Here is a 22,367-nt window from a genome sequence, read left to right as displayed (position 1 = left end):
CAAGAGCCGCCACCGGCCATGGCGAATGACCACCTCTACCAATTCGATTCACGCTCCGGCGTGGAACTGATGCGGTGGATGGCCAGGTCGGCGCCCTGGAATTCATCTTCCGGATCGAGGCGCAGGCCCAGCGTGGCTTTCAACACGCCATAGATGGCGAAGCCGCCCGCCAGCGCGATCGCCACGCCCATCAACGTGCCTGTCACCTGCGCGGCAAACGACACGCCGCCCACGCCACCCAGCGCCTTCAACCCGAAGATCCCCGCCGCGATCCCGCCCCACGCCCCGCACAGGCCATGCAGCGGCCACACACCCAGCACATCGTCGATCTTCCATTTGTTCTGCGCCAGCGTGAACATCCAGACGAAGATGGCGCCCGCGATACCGCCGGTAACCAGCGCCCCCAGCGGATGCATCAGGTCAGACCCGGCGCACACCGCCACCAACCCCGCCAGCGGCCCGTTGTAGGCAAAGCCCGGATCGTTTTTCCCCATCAGCAGCGCGACCAGGGTGCCGCCGACCATCGCCATCAGCGAATTGACCGCGACCAGGCCGTTCATCTTGTCGAGCGACTGCGCGCTCATGACGTTGAAACCGAACCAGCCCACCGTCAAGATCCAAGCGCCCAGCGCCAGGAACGGAATCGACGACGGCGGATGCGCGGCGATCGCGCCGTTCTTCATATAGCGCCCACGCCGCGCGCCCAGCAGCAGCACCGCCGGCAGCGCGATCCAGCCGCCCACCGCGTGCACCACCACCGAACCGGCGAAGTCGTGGAACTCGGCGCCGAAGGCCTGCAGCAGACTATCCTGGATGCCGAAGCGGCGGTTCCAGACGATCCCCTCGAAGAACGGATAGACCAAGCCGACCAGCAGCGCGGTGGCGATCAGTTGCGGGTGGAAGCGCGCCCGCTCGGCGATGCCGCCGGAGATGATCGCCGGGATGGCCGCCGCGAACGTCAGCAGGAAGAAGAACTTGACCAGCTCATAGCCGTTTTTGGCGGCCAAAACGTCGGCCGACGAGAAGAAATTGACGCCGTAGGCGATGCTGTAACCGACGAAGAAGTAGGCGATCGTCGATACCGCGAAATCCACCAGAATCTTGACCAGCGCGTTGACTTGGTTCTTCTTGCGCACGGTGCCAAGCTCCAGGAAAGCGAAGCCGGCGTGCATCGCCAAAATCATGATGGCACCTAGCAAAATGAACAATGCATCGGCGCCGTCTTTGTGTAAACCCATCAAAATCACTCCCCAAAATAATGCACGATTTGAAAACGAATACCTGTATAAGCAATATTTGTTCCAACTTGGTGCAAATTTTAAGTCTATGATTTAACTGTATTTTGTTTTGGTGCTCGCGCGCGCACCACCGCCGTGCGCACCGAAAAATGGCATCATTTTGGTGCGCGCGCGAACTCCGGTCGTGTCCCGCCTCAGATCGGGGCGCCCGGCGGAACCGCTGGCGTGGCGCGCAATTTGACGCTGCGCGGGTCCCTCAAATAGGCGGTAATGAGTTCGGCCGCCTCCTTGCGGCTGGTGGCCGTGACGCCTTTGCCGGGGTTCTTTTGCAGCCACTGCGCCAGCTCGCGCGCCGACTGCGTGACTTCGGCCGCCACGTTCGGATGCAGTTTGCCGCCGTCCAGTAAATTCAGCACGCCGTCGAGCAGCACCCAATTGGCCGCCAGTTGCACCGCCTCGCCGCCAATCACCGATGCCGGCACCGGCTCACGCTTCCAGGTCCTTTGCAGCAGCAGCGACAGCGCCTCCTGCACGCCGGGCTGCTGCCCGTCCCGCGCATGCTGCCACGAGAGACGGTTAACGCGGCCCGGGTCCAGCAGGAAGCCGGTCGTTTGCGCGGCCCCCGCCTCGGCGATCGAGAAGGCGTCGAACACGGAACCCATGCGGGTGGCGAAGTACTCGCGGCCCCGGTCATGCCCCATCGCCGGCGGCGTCAGCACATCGAGCACGTTCGCCGGCAGCGCCAGATATTCGGCGCGCAGGCTGTCGGCCAGGCGGTTCAGCGCCTGGCGCTGCACGGCGGCGGGAGTGATGTTGACGCCGGCCTTGCCGATGCCGGCCTTGACGTCGCCGCCGGTGGTGTAATCGAAATCGCCGCCACCGATCAGGCGCGCCACCGCCTCGCCTTGATAGCGCTGCAGCAGGTAGACGGGGACCAGACGCGCTTCCAGCTCGCCGATCTGGCGCGCATCGGGCAACACGCCGACCGAGAAGGTCTGCAGCGCGCGCTGGCGCACCGCGCCCAGTTGATCCCAGGTCTTGAGCGAGTCCGGACCGAAGTCCCACAGCAGGCCGTCCGGGTGGCTGGCGCCCGGCGTGCGGTCGTCCTGGTCGCTGGAGTACAACATGCCCGCCGCCCTGGCGTCGCCGCGCAGCTTGGCCAGGGCGGCCTGCTCCTGCGCGCCGCCGCCGAAATCGCCGTAGACATATTTGACGATGTAGTCGTCCCAGGGGCCGACGCCCACGCCATACGCGTCGGCCAAGTCGATTTCGCCCCGCGCGTCGAGCTTCAGCAGCGGGTGCGGATAGTCCATCACGGAGCCGTTACCGCCCGCCATGCGGCTGGCGGCGAAGTTGTGCGCGAAGCCGAGCGTGTGGCCGACCTCGTGCGCGGCCAACTGCCTAAGGCGCGCCAGCGCCATTTCCTCGGCCAGTTTGTGTTTGTCGGCCGGAGCGTTTTTGCCGTACGGCGCGAGCAGGCTTTCGGCGATCAGGATGTCCTGGCGCACGCGTTGCGATCCCAGCGTGACGGCGCCACGGATGATCTGGCCGGTGCGCGGATCGGCCAGTGCGTTCCCGTACGACCAGCCGCGCGTGGCGCGGTGCACCCAGTGGATGACGTTGTAGCGGATGTCCATGGCGTCCACGCCTTCCGGCAGCAGCTCGACCCGGTAGGCATCCTTGAAGCCGGCCTTTTCGAACGCGCTGGCCCACCACGAGGCACCTTGCAGCAGCGCGCTGCGCACCGGCTCCGGCGCGCCACGGTCGACGTAGTAGACGATGGGCTTTTTGACGGTGCCGACCGCCGCCGTCGGATCGGTCTTTTCCAGGCAATGCCGCACCTGCCAGTGCACGTCGATGCTGCTGGAGAGCGGCGTGGCGAAGTCGTAGTAGCTGACATCGAAACCGCCGGAGAACGGATGATAGATGCGCGGCCGCCAGCCGGATTGGCCGTCGGCCGCCGGCAGGCGCACCATGCTGATACGCTGGCGCATCGACAGGCTGGCCGGATCGGCGGCGACCTGGCGCACGTATTCGCCCTGGCCCGCACCGGCAAAGGTCAGCAGCGATTCGAGTTCCACATTGTCGGGAAAGGCTTTGGCCTGCTCGGCCAGAACCGCGCTGCGGCCAGGATCGACCACGTAGGCGCCCTGTTTTGCGGCCGTCAGCCGGGCGGCGATGCCGTGGCGGTCGGCCAGCAGGAAGCCGGAGAAGTCGACCAGGTGCGCGCCGCCGTCGCTGGCCAGGATGTCGCCCGACCACAGCACGGCGTTGGCGAACGATTCCGTGACGGCGGCCCGCTCGTCCTTGTCCGCCGACGCGGCGATGTAGCCGGTGTTGTCCTGAACCAGGAACAGCTTGGCGCCGTGCTTTTCGAAATGGACCATGCGCATGTCGCCGGCCTGGCCGCGATCGAGGCCGACGTCGTTCGAGCCCAATGCGTAAGGCAGGGAACTCAATAGCAGGAACGGCTGCTCCAGCATGGCGACCGAGAGCAGCACCCTGCCCTTGGCGGCGTCGCGCCAGACGTCGATGAAGCCCGGTTGCGATTGCAGGCCGCGCGTGACGTCGGACACCGACTTGGCGGCCGGCGCGCCGGCGGGATTGTTCGATTGCGCCAGCGCCGGCGCCACCGGCACCGCGCCCAGCATCAAGAGGGCGAGCAGCAGCGGCCCGGCGGCTGGCGCGGCCCTCATCGCGGGCCCGCCGCCGGCTTGACCGCCGCCGACGCGGTGGTTTGCGTCGCCGGCGCCACCTTGTCCATGCCCAGCGCGTGACTCAGGAAGCCCCAGCGATCCGCCACCTCTTCGATCTGCTTGGTGGTCGGCTTGCCGGCGCCGTGGCCGGCCTTGGTGTCGATGCGGATCAGGATCGGTGCGGCGCCGGCTTGGTCGGCCTGCGCGGTGGCGGCGAACTTGAAGCTGTGCGCAGGCACCACGCGGTCGTCGTGATCGGCGGTGGTGATCATCGTGGCCGGATAGCAGGTGCCCTTCTTCAGGTTGTGCAGCGGCGAGTACTTGACCAGCGCCTTGAACTCCTCGGCGTTGTCCGACGAGCCGTAATCCGACGTCCACGCCCAGCCGATCGTGAATTTATGGAAGCGCAGCATATCGAGCACCCCCACCTGCGGGATCGCCGCGGCGAACAATTCCGGACGCTGCGTCATCGCCGCGCCCACCAGCAGGCCGCCGTTGCTGCCGCCGCCGATGGCCAGCTTGGCCGGCGACGTCACCTTGTGCGCGATCAGCCATTCGGCCGCGCCGATGAAATCGTCGAATACGTTCTGTTTGTGCAGCTTGGTGCCCGCCTCGTGCCACGATTCGCCGTACTCGCCGCCGCCGCGCAGATTGGCCATGACGTAGACGCCGCCCATCTCCAGCCACGCCAGGTTGGCGACCGAAAATGCGGGCGTCAGCGAGATGTTGAAGCCGCCGTAGCCATACAAATAGGTCGGATTGGTGCCGTCCAGCTTCAAGCCCTTCTTGGCGACGATGAACATCGGCACCTTGGTGCCGTCACGGCTGGTGAAGAATTCCTGGCGCGTCTCGAAGCCGGCCGGATCGAAGTCCACCTTCGGCTGGCGATACACGCTGCTCTGGTTGGCCTTCAGGTCATAGCGGTAGATGGTGGTCGGCGTGGTGAAGCTGGTGTACGAATAGAAGGTCTCGGTGTCGACGCGCTTGCCGCCAAAACCGGCGGCCGTGCCCAGTCCCGGCAATTCGATATCGTGCAGCGGCTTGCCTTTGAGGTCGAACACCTTGACCAGGCTGTGCGCGTCGCTCAGATAATCGACCAGCAGTTGCTGATTGACGATGGACGCCGACACCAGCGTGTTGGAGGTCTCCGGCACGATCTGCCGCCAGTTCAGCACCGCCGGCTTGCGCGTGTCGATGCTGACGATGCGTCCGCGCGGCGCGTTGCGCTCGGTGTGGAACCAGAATACCGGGCCGTCGTTGCCGACGAAATTATAGGCGGCGTCGAAGTCCTCCAGCAGGCCGACGACTTTCGCGTCCTTGCGGGTCAAATCCTTGTAGAACACGCGATTCTTGTTCTCGGTGCCCTGCGAGGCGGTGATGATCAGGTAGCGGCCATCCTGCGTCACTTCGGCGCCGAAGCCCCAGTCCTTGTGGTCCGGGCGGTCGTAGACCAGCGTGTCCGCGCTTTGCGGCGTGCCCAGTTTGTGGAAGTACAGCTTCTGGAAGTAATTGACGTCGGCCAGTTTGGTCGCCTCTTTCGGCTCGTCGTAGCGGCTGTAGAAGAAGCCGGAGCCGTCGTGCAGCCATGCCGTATTGGAGAACTTGACCCATTTGATATGATCTTCGACGTCCTTGCCGCTGTCGATATCGCGCACCTTGATCTCGTTCCAGTCGGAGCCCGATGCCGCCGTGCTGTAGGCGAGGTATTTGCCGTTGGGGCTCACGGCCAGTCCGGCCAGGGCCACGGTGCCGTCGGCGGCCAGCGTGTTCGGGTCGAGCAGCATGCGCGGCACGTCGGCCAGCGTTTTCATCGTGTAGAGCACCGACTGGTTCTGCAGGCCGTCGTTACGGCTGTAGAAATAGCGCCCGCCTTCCTTGAACGGCACGCTGAAGCGTTCGAAGTTCCACAGCTTGGTCAGGCGCGTCTTGATCGCCTCGCGGCCGGGGATCTGCGACAGGTAGCCTTGCGTGAGCTTGTTCTGGGCGTCGACCCAATCCTTGGTGTCGCCGCTGTTGGCGTCTTCCAGCCAGCGATAGGGATCGGCCACCTTGACACCGTGGTAATCGTCGGTCTGGTCGACCGTGCGGGTGACTGGATAGGTCAGGCCGGCGCCGGTGGTGGCGCAGGTTTGTGCCATGGCGCCTTGCGCCAGCAGGACGGCGGCCGTCAGCGCGGCGCGTTTCAATTGCTTCATTCGAGGTTCCGTGGTCGTAGAATATTCGGGAACGGCGGAACGGGTAAGCCCACCACCGGTGTTCAATGGCGCCCGTTCCGCGACGGGCGGCCAGGTCGATGATAGCTTGCTTTGTGACAAATTAGCAATGTTAGGCAAGCGATCTGATCATGTTTTATTCGGCGCGCAGCACCCGGTCGGTGGCGACGATACGCACGTCGTGCATTTGATCGAGGTACGCCTCCAGATACGCCTTATGGGAGGCGCCGACCACCACCAGCACGCGCACGCCGGGGCGCGCGGTCATGAGGTCGCGGATGTTGGAGGCCATCCGCAAATTGCGCGTCTCCCAGTAGCCGACGTAGCCGCGCCCGAAACGCTGCGGCGACGGCTCCTCCAGCGCGGCGCCGAAATCGCTGCGGAAGGTCTGCTCGGCGGCGTCGGCGGCGTTATAGGCGCGGTACATCGCCAGCACACCGGCCGGCGTATCGAGGCGGCTTTGGAGTTCCCTGGATTGCCGCGCGCGGGCGGCGTTGAACGGGTTGTCCCAGGCCTTCATGATGGCGGCGCCGTAGGCCTTTTCATCACCGCCCGGGGCGGCCGCCGATTGATCGTCGATCGGATATACCCGTTCGAGCCCACTGCGGGCGGCTACCACGGCGGCGATTTGATAGCTCTCGTCCCGGCGCTGGGCAAGCCCGTTCAGCAGCGACGCGAGGCCGTCGGACAGGCCGTCGCCGGCGCGCCGTTCTTCGGTTGGTAAGCGTAGCCATTGCACCAAGGCGGACGCGCGCTCGCCGGCGGCGAGGAACAACGACGCCAGCTTGCGGCGCTCGCCGGGAGTCGGCGCCGCCGGCCACGCCGCCAGCAGATGTTCGGCCTGCGCATTCGCCTCCGGCACATCGAGGCCGGTCGCGGTCTTGGCAACCGCCGGATCCCAGCAATAGGTCTTGATTGTATCGGCGTAGCGCTCGGGATAGGTGCGCATGAAGGCGCACTGCAGGCCGGAGATTTCTTCGATACCAACGGCCTGCGGTTGCCACGCTGTCAGGCGGTCGTTCAGCAGGCTTAGTTGGGCGAGGTCGAAGGACTTCGGCATCTGCGACAGGTGCGATGAGCCGAGCACCATTAGTTCATTTGGTCGGCCGTTTTGCAGCTTGTGGGCGCCGGGCGCGAACGGCGGTGGGGAGGAATCGGCGGCCAGCGCGGGGATTTGGCAGGCGGCCGTGATGAAAATGGTGGCTAACAGGCGGTGCATATTGGCTCCTGAATGGGATGGCAGGATTGTATGCGCGGAGCGGCGCCCGCTGGGCGGACGTGCGATATTCTGCGGAATTCGTTGTACGAAATGCAAATTACGGGGATGGGCCGTTGTCTGAATCACGTAGGGCGGATTAGCGCAGCGTAATCCGCCAATGCGTGCGTCTCGACGGCGCATGCATTGGCGGATTACGGCGTTCCGCCTAATCCGCCCTACGTGATTCCGACCATGCCATCGGAGACGGTAATCGGCGCTTGCCACTTCTCCAGCCAGCCGATCAACTGATCGCCCGGGATCGGACGGCTCATGAAGTAGCCCTGCCCCTGGTCGCATCCCAGGTCGGCCAGCAACCGCCATACGGCTTCGCTCTCGATGCCCTCTGCCACCACGCGCAGGCCCATATTGTGCCCCAGGTCGATGGTCGAACGTACGATCTTGGTGTCGCCGACATCGTGCTCCATATTGAGCACGAAGGATTTGTCGATCTTGAGTTCATTGACCGGCAGCCGTTTGAGGTACGCCAGCGACGAGTAGCCGGTACCGAAATCGTCGATCGACAAGTCCACACCCATGGCGCTGAGGCGCTCCAGCGTCGCTTGCGCGCGCACCGGGTCGTCCATGATGGCGCTCTCGGTGATCTCCAGGCAGAACGAGCCGGGAGACAGCTTGTGCCGCTCGAGCAGATCGCCGAACTTGGCCGGCAGGTCCTGGTCCAGCAAGTCGCGCGTCGACAGGTTGACCGACACTTTCAGGTGATGTCCGCGGGCGGCCAGTTCCTGACACAGCTCGGCCGACCTCTCCATTACCCACCGGGTGAGCACGCGGATAAAACCGGTCTGCTCGGCGAACGGGATGAATTCGTCCGGGAACACGTTGCCGCGCACCGGATGCGCCCAGCGCACCAGCGATTCCATGCCGACCACCTTGCCGGTATCGAGCATGATCTTGGGCTGCACGTGCAGGCGGAACTCGTTGCGTTCGATCGCGTTGCGCAGCTCCGTCAGCAGCGACAGGCTCTTTTCGCTGGACTTGTCCATCGCCGCGTCATACACCACGGCGCCGTCGTTGCGCTGCTTGGCCGCGTACATCGCCACCTCGGCCATGCTTAACAAGGCTTCGCCGTCGCTGCCGTGAACCGGATAGCCGGCGATCCCCAGCCCGGCGCCGATGTCGACCATCTGGTCCTCCAACGACAGCGGCGTCTCCAGCGCCTGCAGGATTTCGGCCGCCATGCGCCGGGCCGCGTCCACGTCCGACGCAGGCAGCAGCACCGCGAATTCGTCGCCGCCCAGGCGCGCCACCTGCGCCGACGATTGCCGGCGGTTGGCCAGCAGCAGCTGCAGGCGCCCGGCCACCTGGCGCAGTAGCGCGTCGCCGAAATTGTGGCCCATGACGTCGTTGACATGCTTGAAGCGGTCCAGGTCCATCATCAGCACGAACACGGCCTCCTCGCGTTTGCGCGCGTCCTCCATTGCGTCGTTCAGCAGCAGCAGGAACTGCGCGCGGTTGGGCAGGTTGGTCAGCGTGTCCCAGTAGGCCAGGCGGCGGATCTCCTGTTCGCGCTTGGCGATCCCCTCGCGCATCGAATCGAAGGCGTGGGCCAGCGCGCCGATTTCGTCCTCGCGGCTGGTGTCGATCTGGCCCTTGTAGTCGCCCCGCTCCAGGCGCCTGGCGGTGTCGGCCAGCTCGCTGATCGGCTGGGCGATGCGCTTGGCGGTGAAGATGATGGCCAGCGCCGAAATGGCGATGCCGCCGACGGTCAGGAAGATCAGCCAGCGCTCCAGTCGCGCGTATTCGGCGGTGGCCTCGTCGATCGAGCGTGCCAGCAGCACGCTGGCGGTCTGGCCGTTGTCGTCGCCGATCGACATCAGGCGCGCGCTGTACCGGCCGGTCTCCACCTCGATGTCGAACGGCCCGGTGGGCGCGGCCGGCAAGGCCTGCAGCTGCTCGACCACCGATTGCGCCGAGGTCCCGACGTAGGTAGAGCCGGCCGACATCCATTTGCCGTGCTGGTCGCGCGTCAGCACGGTGGTGTGCAGCGAACTGACCTCGCGCATCTCGTTGGCCAGTTGGCGGTCGATCGGGAACGTCATCACGATCCAGCCGATGGTGACCGGCGCCTTGACCGGCATGACGACGATCTGGTACGGGCGGCGCTCGATGATGGCGATGCCGTTGGCGCCGTCGGCCGCCTCGGCCGCGTCGAGCATGCTGACGGCCATATTTTCCAGGCCGGCGGCCTGGCTGGTGTTGGTCGAGACGCTGATCTTGCGATCGGCGCCGATCAGCATCGTCAACGACGCCTTGATGCGGCGGCCGCTGTTGGCCAGCGCCGATTCGATGGTGGCGCGGTCGCCCTCGTCGTTGTTGCCGATGGCGGCCAGAAAAGCGGTGTCGCGCGCCAGCAGCCGGGCGCCGAAGCGCAGGTTCTGCGCATTCTGGTCCAGCAGGCGGCGGAATACCTTGGTGCCGTTATTGAGCTCACCACTGATGGCGAGGCGCGCGTTGCTGTCGATGCCGCGCTGGATCACCATCAAGCCGATCACCTGCACGGCCACGATCAGGACCAGGAACAGCGTGACGATCCGGCTCTCCAGGCTGCGAAAACGCATACGCATGCTCAGACGGTTCCTTTAATAAGCGGAGGAAGTGGTGTCGACCGCCACCGGCGGCTTCATCGGCAGTTTGAAGACGGCCGTCGACAGCGCGTCGCCCGCCTTCACCGTCAACACCTGCTCGGGCGTGGCGCCGCCGGCGGTGTTGTAGTGCCAGGCCTTGACCACATACCTGCCGCCGGCCGGCAGCTCGATGCGGGCCGCGCCGGCGCCGTCGGTCTTGGCGAAGTACGGGGTATCGACGACCTTGACGTAGGCCAGCATCTTGTCGTGGATGTTACAGCCGAGGACCACCGTGCCGGCCTTGTCGAACACCTGCGGCGCGGCCGACTGGCCGGAGTACAGTTTTTGGTCGAACTTGTGGGCCGCCGAAAACGAGTAAATGTGATGGCGGACCCGGTCGTTATTCGGGAAAAACACCTTGCCGCCGGTCTGCACCACGGTCACCAGCGGCATGAACTTCAAGTTTTTCTGTTCGATCTCGGCGTTGGCGGGCGCCTTGGCGCCGGCCGGGCCGGCTTCGGCCTCGACGTAGATCACCGTGTCGGGCAGCGCGTTGCCGGCCGCGTCCTGCACCTGCACGGCGACCCCGGTGGCGCCGGCCGAGGCGGCGCCCAGCAGCGTCAGGCAAAAGACATGGAAGCGATGGTGGACACGGTACATGGCGGGCCTGGTGAAAACATGGTGCTTCTATTGTAGCGCGACAACAATGCGACACGGAAATACTTATTGCAATACGCGACGGATTTCACGCTGGTGTCATATACGCGTCATAGAATCGTACAGTTAAACCCACATTTCGCAAGCGATAATCGTGAAAACCGCCAGCCAGACGCTGCACCGTAGCAACGCCTCCGCCGCCCCCGGCGCCGCGCCCATCCCCCTGGACGGCGAGGACGAGGAGGCCGTGTTGCGCGCGCACCTGTCCGACATTCTCGCGCGCCGCCAGCTCAGCGCGCTGTTCCAGCCGATCGTCAACATGCAAACCGGCGACATCATCGCCTACGAGGGCTTGATACGGGGCCCGTCCGACAGCCCGCTGCACGCGCCGATGAACTTGTTCAAGGTGGCGCGCGCCGCCGGCCTGACGACGCGGGTCGAGCACCTGTGCAGCCAGGTGATCCTGGAGCGCTTCGCCGAGCTCGACTTGCCGGGCAAGCTGTTTCTCAACGTCAGCCCGGAATGCCTGCTGCGGCGCGAGCCGCGCCACGGCGACACGCTCGACCACATCCAGCACATCGGCATCAATCCGGAGCGCGTGATCATCGAGCTGACCGAGAACCAGCCGACCTACGACTACGAACTGATGCGGGAAGCGGTGCGGCACTACCGGGCGATGGGCTTCCAGATCGCCATCGACGATCTGGGCGAGGGCTTTTCCAGCCTGCGCCTGTGGTCGGAGTTGCGGCCGGAGTATGTCAAGATCGACATGCATTTCACGCAAGGTATCAACGACGATCCCGTCAAGCTGCAGTTTGTCCGCTCGATCCAGGAGATCGCCGAAAAATCGAACACGCTGGTCATCGCCGAGGGCATCGAGACCCAGGCCGAACTGTTGGTGATACGCGATGTCGGCGTCGCCTACGGCCAGGGCTATCATCTGGGCCGCCCGCATCCGCAGCCGGCGCGCGCCTCGTCGGCCGAGGTGGTCAAGGCGCTGGCGCGCCACGGCGTGGCCGTGTATCCGCAGCGCGGCGCCGAAAAGCACGCCGCCACCATCGTCAAGCTGTTGAACCAGGTGCAGGCGGTGCCGCCGGTCATGACCAACAACGAGGTCTACGAGATCTTCTTGAAGGAGCCCAAGCTGCTGATCATCCCCGTGGTCGACGGCGACGCGCCGCTGGGCCTGATCAGCCGCTTCGACATGATCGACCACTTCGCCAGGCCGTATCAGCGCGAGCTGTACGGCAAGAAATCGTGCAAGCAGTTCATGGACCGCAACCCGCTGATCGCCGACCAGGGCACCACCATGCAGGAGCTGAGCTTCCGCATGGTGCAGGCCGACGCCCACCACCTGTTCAACGGCTTCATCATCACCGACCAGGGCCGCTATCTGGGCCTGGGCACCGGGCACGACCTGATGCGCGAGATCACGCAGATGCAGATCAACGCGGCGCGCTACGCCAATCCGCTGACCCAACTGCCGGGCAACGTGCCGATAAACGAGCACATCGACCGGCTGCTGGAGAGCGGCACGCGCTTCTGGGCCTGCTACGTCGATCTCGACCATTTCAAGCCGTTCAACGACGTCTACGGCTACCGCCGCGGCGACGACGTGATCCAGCTGACCGGCGTCATGCTCAGCGAGCGCTGCGACCCCAACCGCGATTTCGTCGGCCACATCGGCGGCGACGATTTCATGGTGCTGTTCCAAAGCGAGGATTGGGAGCTGCGCTGCGAGAGCATACTGGCCGATTTCGAACACAACGTACAGGAGTTCTACAGCATCGAGGACCGCGAGCGCGGCGGCTATCTGAGCGAGGACCGGCAGGGCAAGAAGGTGTTTTATTCGTTGATGAGTCTGTCGATCGGCGCGATCCGCGTCGAGCCGCGCCAGTATTACACGCACCACCAGATCGCCACGGCGGCGGCCGAATCGAAGCGGCAAGCAAAGAAAATCCACGGCAACAGCCTATTCCTCGACCGCCGCCAGCAACCGCAGGGCTAGCCCGCGATGCGTTCGATTTTCGGTCGCTTGAGCTTGCCTGCTTGATACAGGTCGTACTGCAGTTGCATACCGGCCCATAGTTCGGGGCTGGTACCGAAGGCGGCCGCCAACCGATAGGCCATGTCTGCCGAAATGCCACCTGCGCCCGATACAACCCGTTGGAGAGTGGCTCGCCCGACACCCATCTGCATCGCGGCCTTTGTCACGCTAACGTTCGCGAGATACTCTTTCAATACTTCGCCCGGATGCGGAGGATTATGCATACGAGTCATTTTTAATCCATATTGAGAAATTTCTGGAACGCTGCAATCGGCCATCGTTAAGCCGTCGGCGGCGCTTGGCGGATTACGCGCTGCGCGCTAATCCGCCCTACGTGACTTAGATTGGATTGTAGCTCGCAGGGATATGCGATTCAAGCAAACTGACCTTGGAAGCGCTAATCAACGCGGTCGCCCGCGCGGCGCCGTCCTGCGCTGCTGCGCACGCCAGAGGCGCGCCAGCTCCAACGCCTGGGCGATCGCTTCCGGCGCCATGTTCAGCTCGACCTTCTTGCGGTTGCTGGCGGCCGCCACGTCGCCACCTTCCTCCGCGAGCGTCAGCCACATGAAGGAGCGCACTTCGTCGCGCTTGACGCCGCGCCCGTTGCCATACATCCCGCCCAGATTGAACTGCGCCAGCGCGTGCCCCTGCTCGGCCGCCTTGCCGTACCATTTGACCGCCTGCACGTCGTCCTGCGCCACGCCCAGGCCGTTGGCGTACATGACGCCCAGGTTGTTTTGCGCGCTGGCGTCGCCCTGCTCGGCCGCGCTGCGGTACCAGGCCACGGCGCGCTCCTCGTCCTTGGCCACGCCATGGCCGTTGGCGTACATGACGCCGACGTTGAACTGGGCGTTCGGCGCGCCCTGCTCGGCGGCCATGCGGTACCACTCGAGCGCGCGCTGCTCGTCGCGGCCGACGCCGCGCCCGCGCGCATACATGCCGCCCAGGTTGTACTGGGCCAGCACATGGCCGGACTCGGCCGCGCGCCGGTACCATGAAAACGCCAGCTCGTCGTCGCGGTCGACGCCCTTGCCGTTGGCCAGCATGATGCCGAGGTTGAACTGGGCGTCGGCGTCCTCCTGCTCGGCCGCGCGCGACAGCCAGGCGTAGGCGCGCAACTGGTCGGCCTCGACGCCCAGGCCTTCGGAATAGGCGACGCCGACCAGACGCTGGGCCACCGCGTCACCCTGCGCGGCGGCCTGCCGGAACCACGCCAGCGCCTGCGTATCGCTGCGCGTGACGCCGTGGCCGTGCTTGTACATCAAGCCGAGATTGAGCTGGGCGTTGGCGTCGTTTTGCAGCGCGGCCTTGCGAAACCACGCCAGCGCCAGAGAGAAGTTACGGCGCACGCCCATGCCATGGACATAGGCCTCGCCAAGCAAGGTCTGCGCGCTGGCGATGCCCTGTTCCGACGCCCGGTAGAACCACGACAGCGCGATCTCGTCGCTGCGCGCGACGCCGCGCCCCTTTTTATACATCTGGCCGAGATTTTGCTGGGCCGACGCGTCGCCCTGCTGGGCGGCGGCGCGAAACCAGCGCACCGCCTCCTTGTCGTTGTTGGCGACGCCCCGTCCGTTGTAATACATGACGCCAAGATGGTTTTGGGCGAACACGAGGCCCTGCTGCGCCGCCAGCTGCATCCAGTGGAACGCCAATTTGTCGTCGCGCGCGACGCCCTGGCCTTTTTTATAGACCATCGCGAGGTTGAATTGCGCGTAGGGGTTACCACGTTCGGCCGCCTCTTTGTACCACACATAACTGTCGTAGCCATCTCTGGCGGAGCTCTGGTTTTTCATCGCGCACCCCTTGCCTACACTGCAACTATGTTGACTAAAGTGTAAGCGTGGCGGCGGCTTCAGATTTGAGCGCCATCAAACGAGTGATGATAAAATGCTATCGCTTCAGCGCAAACTTACTGAGGGGACTGTTTTTGCAAGAATTGGTGCACTTTGGCAGCGGCCAGCTTGTTTACTGAGACGAGCAGAGCAGGATCGACGCCGGCGATGCCGTAGGTCGCGCCGATATGCTTGCCGATGTGGATCAGCACCTCGGCCGCCACCTCGGCGTCGGACTCGGCCCGGTGGGCCGCGCTCTTGAAGCGGATGCCCAGTTGGCCGGACAGGTTGCCCAGCTTGTAGCTGGCCAGGTTGGGAAACACCCGGCGCGACAGCTTGAGCGAACACACCAGCGACTGGTGGCCGGGCGTCAGGTTGAGCCGTGCCGCCTCGGCGCGCAGGAATTTTTCATCGAAACTGGCGTTGTGGGCCGACAGCGCGTCGCCGCCGATGAAATCGAGCAGCTCGGGCACCACGCGCCCGACCGGCGGCGCGTTGTCGACCATCGCCTGGGTGATGCCGGTCAGCCCGGTGATGAAGGAGGGAATGCGCACATTACAGTTGATCAGGGAGACGTAGCGCTCGACCACCCGCCCGCCGACGATGCGCAACGCCGCCACCTCGGTGATGCGGTCGCCCATGGCGGGCGACAGGCCGGTGGTCTCGAAGTCGAGCATGACGATGGATTTGTCGAGCATTTGCGTCCCTGGGTTAGCCGAATTGTTAGCCGGATTGTTAGCCGGATTGTTCGCCGAATTATTAGCCGAATTTGCGGACCGCGTCGAGCGCCAGGCCGGCGCCGATGCTGCCGAACAGATCGCCCTCGACCTTGCGCGCCCCCGGCACCAGCGCGCCGATGCGCTCGCGCAGCATACGCACGCCGCTCGATCCGCCGGTAAAGAATACCGTGTCGACGTCGGCCGGCGCCACGCCGGCGTCGGCCAGCAGCTTGAGCACGGTGTTCTCGACCGAACCGACCAGATGGCCGATGGCGTCGTCGAACTGCGCGCGATCGAGCTCGAGCGTGACGGCCGGCGACAAGCGGTCCAGCTCCAGCTGCACCTTGACGGCGTCGGACAGGGCGATCTTGCCCTCCTCCACCTTCATCGCCAGCCAGTGGCCGGCACGCTCGTCGATCAGGCGCTGCAGCCGGCCCAGCTTTTCCTGCTCGGCCGAATCGCGCAGCAGGTCCGACAGCTGGGTCCACATCTTCTTGGTGTAGGCCTGGTTGATCGTGTGCCACGTCGCCAGGTTGAAGAAGTAGCTGGACGGCACTTCGCTGTTGTTGCGCAGCCGGCTGCCGTAGCCCAGCAGCGGCATCACCGACGACAGGCTGAGGTATTTATCGAAGTCGGTGCCGCCGATGTGCACGCCGCCGTTGGCCAGGATGTCGTCGCGCCGCTCGGTTTTCTTGGCGCGCGCGGGCGACAGCCGCACCAGCGAGAAGTCCGACGTGCCGCCGCCGATGTCGGCGATCAGCACCAGTTCCTCGCGGTCGATCTGCGACTCGTAGTCGAACGCGGCGGCGATCGGCTCGAACTGGAAGGCGATGTCCTTGAAGCCGACCGAACGGGCCACCTCGGCCAGCGTATCCTCGGCCAGCTGGTCGTTTTCCTGGCTGTCGTCGATGAAATGCACGGGCCGGCCGAACACGGCCGACGTGAACTCGCGCCCGGCCGAGCGCTCGGCGCGCTGCTTGACCTCGCCGATGAACTGGGCCAGCAGCATGCGGAACGGCAGCGCGCGGCCACCCACCTCGGTCTGACCGTCGATCAGACTGGTCCCGAGCAAACTCTTCAATGAGCGCATCAAGCGCCCCTCATAGCCGGCCAGATATTCGGCCAGCGCCGCACGTCCGAAGGTGACCTGCTCGTCCTCCGCGTTGAAGAAGACGACCGACGGCAAGGTGGTCTTGCCGTCCTCAAGTCCCAACATCACGGCCTGGCCGGGACGCACCCAGCCCACCGTGGAATTTGACGTGCCGAAATCGACGCCGCAAGCATTGGCCATGTCGCCCCTTCACACGTGATAAAGGGGCGTTATGCTATCAGAAAAACGCCCTCATCAGTGAAAATTGCTGTGCCACCACACCACGTAAGTAATTTCCACATGGAAACACGATATTTGTTGTTATAGAGTAAGTTTTTGATTATCCTCGACGTGACCGCTATAGCAATCAGAACAGCGCGACCGGCGCACCCGGCAAGGCGGCGGTCACCACGATGATAAAAAGATAATGACGAAATCCAAGCCGACAGTTGAGATCAGCGCCACCGAACACAAAGCCACCATCGCCCGCGAGGCCCGCCGCGTCACCTCCTACGATGTCGCCCTGGTGGCCGGGGTGTCGCAATCGGCCGTCTCGCGCTGCTTCAAGCCCGGCGCCAGCGTCTCCAAATCGACCTACGCGCGGGTGATGAAGGCCGCCTCGCTGCTCGATTACATCCCCAACGCCGCCGCCCGCAGCCTGATCACGCGGCGCTCCAACATGGTCGCGGTGATCATCACCAACCAGGCCAACCTCTATTATCCGGAACTGCTGGCCGAGTTGAGCCAGCAGCTCACCGCGCGCGGCAAGCGCGTGCTGCTGTTCACCCTGGCGCGCGAGACCGACGTCGACCGCGTGCTGGCCGACGTCTGGCAATTCCAGGTCGACGGCGTGATCGCCGCCGCCCGCCTGACCGACCTGCACATCGCCGAATTCGAACGGCGCCACATGCCGCTGGTGCTGTTCAACCGCACCCTGCGCGAGCGCGCCGTCAACACCGTCACCTGCGACCACCTCGAAGCCGGCCGCATGCTGGTCTCGCGCCTGGCCGCCGCCGGCCACCGCCGCTTCGGCATCATCGCCGGCACCGAGGACTCCACGGTGGCCAACGAACGCCGCCGCGGCGCCTGCGAGCGCCTGGCCGAACTGGGACTGCCGCCGCCGGTGGTGGTGCCCGGCCAGTCCGACTACCGCAGCGGCGGCGCCGGCCTCAAGGCCATCATCGAGCAAATGGGCCGGGTGCCCGACGCCATCATCTGCGGCAGCGACGTGATGGCCATCGGCTGCCTCGATTGCGCCCGCCACGAACTGGGCATCGACGTGCCTGGGCGGCTATCGGTGGCCGGCTTCGACGCCGTCGAACCATCCAACTGGTTGAGCTACAACCTGACCACGCTGCGCCAGCCGATGCCCAAAATGGCCACGGCGGCGGCCGACCTGCTGTGCGCCGTCATCGACCGCCACGAATCGCAGGCCGAGCGGCGCGTGTTCAGCGCCCAGTTCATCGAGGGTGCGACGGCCCGATTGACGCCGGTGCCGACGCCGGTGGTCGCGACGAGCGGCGGCATGCGCGCGCTGGTCGCTATAATGTAGCGGATGAACGCACCCGAATCCTCCAATTCCCCCCGCTTTACGCCGCAAGGCCTGATTCCGACGCCGGAACAGACGGCGATCCAGCTGTCCCAGAACAAGATCGTGCTGGTCGACGCCAACGCCGGCGCGGCCAAGACCACCACGCTGGCGATCCGCATCGGCGAGGCGCTGGCGCGCAAACTGGCGCCCGAACAGATCCTGGCGCTGACGTTCACGCCGGAGGCGCGCGACGTCATGCGCCAACGCCTGATCGACGTCGGCGTGCCGCAGGCGCTGGTGGCGCGCCTGGCGGTGCTGACGTTCGAGGACTTCGCCGCGCGCCAGCTGGACGCCATCGACGGCGACAACGTGCGCCTGTGCGCCGAGGCGCGCCAGTTGAAGCAATACGCGCTGGCCGCCGTCGACCGCGCCGGCGACCGCTACGCCGGCCGCGTCGACGGCCTGGAACTGCACACCCACAGCATCGCGCTCAGCCAGTTCCTCGACGTCCAACTGGGGTTGAAGGCGACGATGGCGCTGGCCACCGACGTCGAGTACATGGGCCTCGACGAGATCGCCGAGCTGCTCGGCGTGCCGCTGTCGGACTACCTGACGACGGTGGAATACGAAACGCTGCGCCTGGACGGCGGCGCCGGCGCCGTGTTCCGCGGCCCGTTCGACGCCACCTACGACCTGGCCTGCAACCTGGACGCCGGCGGCCGCCTGGCCGAGCGCTTCCCCGACTACCGGCTGGTGCTGTGCGACGAACTGCACGATCTGAACGAGGCGGCCTTCCGCATCCTCGACGCGCTGATCGGCCGGCCGCAATGCTTCTTCGTCGGCGCCGGCGACAAGGACCAGGTGATCCACGCCAAACTGGGCGCCAGCGAGGAATACCTGAACCGCCGCTTCGCCGAACGCTATCCGAAGCTGGCGCGCTATCCGCTCACCTACAGCTACCGCCATGGCCCCCACCTGGCGTACGCGATGGCCGAGTTCAAACACAAGGCGGTCGAATCGAGCCTGCCGACGCACACGCAGATCCGGCAGGCGCACTACGCCACGCCGGCCGACTGCGCGCAGCAGGCGGTGGCGGCGGTGCGCCAGTGGAAGGCCGACGGCCACGCCTACGACGGCTGCGCGATCCTGATCCGCGACCGCCACCAGTCGATGGCGATCGAGAACGCGCTGATCGAGGCCGACATCGACTACCGCACGCCCGCCATGGCCGGCTACCTGCAGCGCGACGAGATCCTGTTCTTGCGCGGCATGCTGGCCATCGCCCTCAAGGACTTCGCCGCCGTCAAATCGGACCAGGTGCGCGGCGCCATCGTCGACGCCATGACCGCCTTTAGCGAAATGAAGTTCTCTTCGCGACGGCTGGACAACTTCAAGGCGCAGATCCTCAAGGACCCGGCGCTGCTGGGGGAACTGTTCCTGATCGAGGATGACCGCAGCGGCGGCGGCGGCGACGGCGGCTACCGCGACGTCGCCAGCCAGGCCACCAAGCGCGCCGTCATCGACGCCATCGCCTGGCTGACGGCGCTCGACCCGGCCACGCCGGCGGCCGCCGTGCTGACGGAGCTGTGCGAACGGGTCAAGCTGGTGGCCACCGCGCGCCGCATCTTCGTGCGGCCGTACGACGCCGGGGTGGTCAACAAGTCGGTGGCCGGCCTGCTGGAATCGGCCGCCGCCTCGGGCCAGAGCCTGCGCGACTTCTGGAGCGCGATGAACGCCCGCGAAGCCTTCATCCGCCGCAAGCGCGAACGCAAGGCGGTGCTGATCGAATGCGTCGCCAACGCCAAGGGCAAGGAGTTCGAGCACGTGATCCTGCCGTTTTTGCAGGACGACGAGTTCCCCAACCCGACGCAGCCCAAGCGCGACGAGGAAAACCTGTTCTACGTGGGCGCCACCCGCGCGCGCGCGCGCCTGACGCTGCTCTCGCCGGCCGACCCGGCCCGGCGCAGCGCCTTCATCGCCGCCATGCGCCTGCAGCAATCGGCGCCGGCCGCCGACGCCGCCATCGCCCGCAACGAGGCCAAACCGGCGGCGCCGTCGGGCCGCCAGTATCTGACCGCAAGCTTCCACGAGAAGGACGAAGTCAAGGCGCTGGGGGCGCAATTCGACATCGCGCGGCGCGCCTGGTACGTCGAATCGGGCCGGGATATGTCACCATTCTCACGTTGGCTGAAAAAATAATGCATTGAGCCAATTTCTAGTAGAAAAATACTTATATAATACCGCTCGCGGCTGGCTGAACAGCCTCACTACACCAATGTGTCAATAACAAAATACAATTCGGGAGTATTTCGATGAACGTAAAAACCAACATCCTGCTGGCAGCCTGCACCGTAGCCCTGCTGAGCGCCTGCTCCACCCCAGCTCCTGTCGTCGCTCCGGCCCCGGCACCAGTCGCCGCCGCCCCGGCACCGGCTCCTGCCGCGCCAGCGCCAGTGGCCGCACCGGCCGCCGCCGCGCTGCCAGCCTACCTGGACCCGAACAGCTCGATCTACAAAAACCGTAGCGTCTACTTCGACTTCGACAAGTACACCGTCAAGCCGGAATTCGACGCGGTGATCGCCGACCACGGCAAGTTCCTGGCCGCGAACCCTAACATTTCGATCAAAGTCGAAGGCAACACCGATGACCAGGGCAGCGCCGAGTACAACCTGGCCCTGGGCCAGAAGCGCGCCCAGGCCGTCATCACCGCGCTGAAATCGCAAGGCGTGAAGGACAGCCAGATGGAAGCCGTCAGCTTCGGTAAAGAGAAGCCAAAAGCCGCCGGTACCGACGACGCCGCCCGCGCCCAGAACCGCCGCGCCGACCTGGCCTACCCAAGCAAGTAATATGATGAATATGAATTGCCGCTGTTCAACGCGGCAGTCATATTAGTACCCTAAACGCCCGACTCAACAGTCGGGCGTTTTTGTTTTGGGCTCTCCCTAAAGAGAGCTGCGCAAAAGCAACGCCTTGGTTATGCTGGAAGTTTCCATTTATCTTCATTTGCTGAAGGACGTACATGAAAAACCTTACCACTGCGGCGGGCGCGCCGGTCGTCGACAACCAGAACACCCAGACCGCCGGTCCGCACGGCCCGGTGCTGCTGCAGGACGTCTGGCACCTCGAGAAGCTGGCCCACTTCGCGCGCGAAGTGATCCCCGAGCGCCGCATGCACGCCAAGGGCTCGGGCGCCTTCGGCACCTTCACCGTCACCCACGACATCACGCAATACACGCGGGCGGCGCTGTTCTCGGAGATCGGCAAGAAGACCGAGATCTTCATGCGCTTTTCCACCGTCGCCGGTGAGCGCGGCGCGGCCGACGCCGAACGCGATATCCGCGGCTTCGCCGTCAAGTTCTACACCGAGCAAGGCAACTGGGACGTGGTCGGCAACAACACGCCGGTGTTCTTCTTCCGCGATCCGCTCAAGTTCCCGGACCTGAACCACGTCGTCAAGCGCGACCCCAAGACCAATCTGCGCAGCGCCGAGAACAACTGGGACTTCTGGACGCTGCTGCCGGAGGCGCTGCACCAGATCACCATCGTCATGAGCGATCGCGGCATCCCCAAGGGCTACCGCCACATGCACGGTTTCGGCAGCCACACGTTCAGCTTCATCAGCCCTGACAACCAGCGCTTCTGGGTCAAATTCCACTTCGTCTGCCAGCAGGGCATCGCCAACTTCAGCGACGCCGAGGCGGCGGCGGTGGTCGCGGTGGACCGCGAAAGCTCGCAGCGCGACCTGTTCGACGCCATCGAAAACGGCGACTTCCCGCGCTGGAAACTGGCGGTGCAGATCATGCCGGAAGCCGACGCCTCCAAGGTGCCATACAACCCGTTCGACCTGACCAAGGTCTGGCCGCACAAGGATTACCCGCTGATCGATGTCGGCGTCCTGGAATTGAACCGCAACGCCGAAAACTACTTCGCCGACGTCGAGCAGTCGGCCTTCTCGCCGGCCAACGTGGTCCCGGGGATCAGCTTCTCGCCGGACAAGATGCTGCAATCGCGCCTGTTCTCGTACGGCGACGCGGCGCGCTACCGCTTGGGCGTGAACCACCACGCGATCCCGGTCAACGCGCCGAAATGCCCGTTCCACAGCTATCACCGCGACGGCGCCATGCGCACCGACGGCAACCACGGCGCCGGCACCTCGTATGAGCCGAACAGCCGTGGCGAATGGCTGCAGCAACCGCAGTTCGCCGAACCGCCGCTGTCGATCGAGGGCGCGGCCGCGCACTGGGACCACCGGGTCGACGCCGACTACTACTCGCAGCCCGGCAACCTGTTCCGCCTGCTGACGGACGAGAAGAAGCAACTGCTGTTCGAGAACACGGCGCGGGCCATCCACGGCGTCTCGAAGCCGGTGCAGGAACGCCATATCTACAACTGCACGCAGGCCGATCCGGCCTACGGCGCGGGCGTCGCTGCGGCCATCAACGCGCTCGAGGCCAAGTAGTAAATCAAATAACATTTGTGTAAAATGGCGTTTTCAGCAACC

15 protein-coding genes are annotated in these 22,367 nt (G+C 65.1%); 5 read left to right on the top strand and 10 right to left on the bottom strand.

The features are described 5' to 3' along the window. Positions 1-35: 35 nt before the first annotated feature. From JOD97_RS00845 to JOD97_RS00820, 6 genes are all read right to left on the bottom strand, one after another. Entirely contained in the window at positions 36-1,238 is a 1,203-nt protein-coding gene (locus JOD97_RS00845) for an ammonium transporter (RefSeq protein ID WP_209712751.1), read from the bottom strand. A gap of 194 nt (positions 1,239-1,432) precedes the next feature. Further along, on the bottom strand, positions 1,433-3,934 hold the full coding sequence (locus tag JOD97_RS00840; protein ID WP_209712750.1) for a zinc-dependent metalloprotease: 2,502 nt from the start codon (positions 3,932-3,934) through the stop codon (positions 1,433-1,435). Then, complete coding sequence (locus JOD97_RS00835) at positions 3,931-6,129, bottom strand: prolyl oligopeptidase family protein (RefSeq protein WP_229264129.1); 2,199 nt, start codon at positions 6,127-6,129, stop codon at positions 3,931-3,933. Before JOD97_RS00835 ends, JOD97_RS00840 begins: the two co-directional genes overlap by 4 nt. Positions 6,130-6,283: 154 nt before the next feature. Next, complete coding sequence (locus tag JOD97_RS00830; protein ID WP_209712749.1) at positions 6,284-7,366, bottom strand: DUF5694 domain-containing protein; 1,083 nt, start codon at positions 7,364-7,366, stop codon at positions 6,284-6,286. A gap of 215 nt (positions 7,367-7,581) precedes the next feature. After that, on the bottom strand, positions 7,582-9,987 hold the full coding sequence (locus JOD97_RS00825) for a bifunctional diguanylate cyclase/phosphodiesterase (protein ID WP_209712748.1): 2,406 nt from the start codon (positions 9,985-9,987) through the stop codon (positions 7,582-7,584). Between the two features lie 15 nt (positions 9,988-10,002). Further along, entirely contained in the window at positions 10,003-10,647 is a 645-nt protein-coding gene (locus JOD97_RS00820) for a methylamine utilization protein (protein ID WP_209712747.1), read from the bottom strand. A gap of 247 nt (positions 10,648-10,894) precedes the next feature. On the opposite strand from JOD97_RS00820, the gene JOD97_RS00815 reads away from it, so the two are divergent. Beyond that, on the top strand, positions 10,895-12,652 hold the full coding sequence (locus JOD97_RS00815) for a GGDEF domain-containing protein (RefSeq protein WP_209716977.1): 1,758 nt from the start codon (positions 10,895-10,897) through the stop codon (positions 12,650-12,652). Here the strand turns inward: JOD97_RS00815 and JOD97_RS00810 are convergent. From JOD97_RS00810 to JOD97_RS00795, 4 genes are all read right to left on the bottom strand, one after another. Then, the gene (locus JOD97_RS00810; RefSeq protein WP_209716974.1) at positions 12,649-12,924 is read right to left on the bottom strand and encodes a HigA family addiction module antitoxin; all 276 of its coding nucleotides are present in this window, start codon (positions 12,922-12,924) and stop codon (positions 12,649-12,651) included. The genes JOD97_RS00815 and JOD97_RS00810 overlap by 4 nt on opposite strands. Positions 12,925-13,092: 168 nt before the next feature. Then, the gene (locus tag JOD97_RS33070; RefSeq protein ID WP_209712746.1) at positions 13,093-14,487 is read right to left on the bottom strand and encodes a tetratricopeptide repeat protein; all 1,395 of its coding nucleotides are present in this window, start codon (positions 14,485-14,487) and stop codon (positions 13,093-13,095) included. 116 nt (positions 14,488-14,603) lie between these two features. Continuing rightward, positions 14,604-15,224: a PolC-type DNA polymerase III gene (locus JOD97_RS00800; protein WP_209712745.1), complete on the bottom strand. Its 621-nt coding sequence runs from the start codon at positions 15,222-15,224 to the stop codon at positions 14,604-14,606. A gap of 61 nt (positions 15,225-15,285) precedes the next feature. Beyond that, positions 15,286-16,536, bottom strand: coding sequence for an Hsp70 family protein (locus tag JOD97_RS00795; RefSeq protein WP_209712744.1), 1,251 nt, complete (start codon positions 16,534-16,536; stop codon positions 15,286-15,288). 226 nt (positions 16,537-16,762) lie between these two features. On the opposite strand from JOD97_RS00795, the gene JOD97_RS00790 reads away from it, so the two are divergent. From JOD97_RS00790 to JOD97_RS00775, 4 genes are all read left to right on the top strand, one after another. Then, positions 16,763-17,887, top strand: coding sequence for a LacI family DNA-binding transcriptional regulator (locus JOD97_RS00790; RefSeq protein ID WP_209712743.1), 1,125 nt, complete (start codon positions 16,763-16,765; stop codon positions 17,885-17,887). A 3-nt stretch (positions 17,888-17,890) separates the two neighbouring features. Next, on the top strand, positions 17,891-20,065 hold the full coding sequence (locus tag JOD97_RS00785) for an ATP-dependent helicase (protein ID WP_209712742.1): 2,175 nt from the start codon (positions 17,891-17,893) through the stop codon (positions 20,063-20,065). Between the two features lie 113 nt (positions 20,066-20,178). Next, entirely contained in the window at positions 20,179-20,712 is a 534-nt protein-coding gene (gene pal, locus JOD97_RS00780) for a peptidoglycan-associated lipoprotein Pal (RefSeq protein ID WP_209712741.1), read from the top strand. Positions 20,713-20,885: 173 nt separating this feature from the next. Next, on the top strand, positions 20,886-22,325 hold the full coding sequence (locus JOD97_RS00775) for a catalase (protein WP_209712740.1): 1,440 nt from the start codon (positions 20,886-20,888) through the stop codon (positions 22,323-22,325). The last annotated feature ends 42 nt before the right edge of the window (positions 22,326-22,367 follow it).

This window comes from Duganella sp. 1411 (genome assembly GCF_017833525.1).
Taxonomy (GTDB): Bacteria; Pseudomonadota; Gammaproteobacteria; order Burkholderiales; family Burkholderiaceae_D; genus Rugamonas.
Note: the sequence above shows the minus strand (reverse complement) of the source record. Positions and strands in the feature narration are given on the sequence as shown.

What these genes read in the sequence shown, in the direction of transcription:
- JOD97_RS00845 (WP_209712751.1), bottom strand. Translation starts at nt 1,238, where the DNA reads ATGGGTTTACACAAAGACGGCGCCGATGCATTGTTCATTTTGCTAGGT.
- JOD97_RS00840 (WP_209712750.1), bottom strand. Translation starts at nt 3,934, where the DNA reads ATGAGGGCCGCGCCAGCCGCCGGGCCGCTGCTGCTCGCCCTCTTGATG.
- JOD97_RS00835 (WP_229264129.1), bottom strand. Translation starts at nt 6,129, where the DNA reads ATGAAGCAATTGAAACGCGCCGCGCTGACGGCCGCCGTCCTGCTGGCG.
- JOD97_RS00830 (WP_209712749.1), bottom strand. Translation starts at nt 7,366, where the DNA reads ATGCACCGCCTGTTAGCCACCATTTTCATCACGGCCGCCTGCCAAATC.
- JOD97_RS00825 (WP_209712748.1), bottom strand. Translation starts at nt 9,987, where the DNA reads ATGCGTATGCGTTTTCGCAGCCTGGAGAGCCGGATCGTCACGCTGTTC.
- JOD97_RS00820 (WP_209712747.1), bottom strand. Translation starts at nt 10,647, where the DNA reads ATGTACCGTGTCCACCATCGCTTCCATGTCTTTTGCCTGACGCTGCTG.
- JOD97_RS00810 (WP_209716974.1), bottom strand. Translation starts at nt 12,924, where the DNA reads ATGACTCGTATGCATAATCCTCCGCATCCGGGCGAAGTATTGAAAGAG.
- JOD97_RS33070 (WP_209712746.1), bottom strand. Translation starts at nt 14,487, where the DNA reads ATGAAAAACCAGAGCTCCGCCAGAGATGGCTACGACAGTTATGTGTGG.
- JOD97_RS00800 (WP_209712745.1), bottom strand. Translation starts at nt 15,224, where the DNA reads ATGCTCGACAAATCCATCGTCATGCTCGACTTCGAGACCACCGGCCTG.
- JOD97_RS00795 (WP_209712744.1), bottom strand. Translation starts at nt 16,536, where the DNA reads ATGGCCAATGCTTGCGGCGTCGATTTCGGCACGTCAAATTCCACGGTG.
- JOD97_RS00790 (WP_209712743.1), top strand. Translation starts at nt 16,763, where the DNA reads ATGACGAAATCCAAGCCGACAGTTGAGATCAGCGCCACCGAACACAAA.
- JOD97_RS00785 (WP_209712742.1), top strand. Translation starts at nt 17,891, where the DNA reads ATGAACGCACCCGAATCCTCCAATTCCCCCCGCTTTACGCCGCAAGGC.
- pal (WP_209712741.1), top strand. Translation starts at nt 20,179, where the DNA reads ATGAACGTAAAAACCAACATCCTGCTGGCAGCCTGCACCGTAGCCCTG.
- JOD97_RS00775 (WP_209712740.1), top strand. Translation starts at nt 20,886, where the DNA reads ATGAAAAACCTTACCACTGCGGCGGGCGCGCCGGTCGTCGACAACCAG.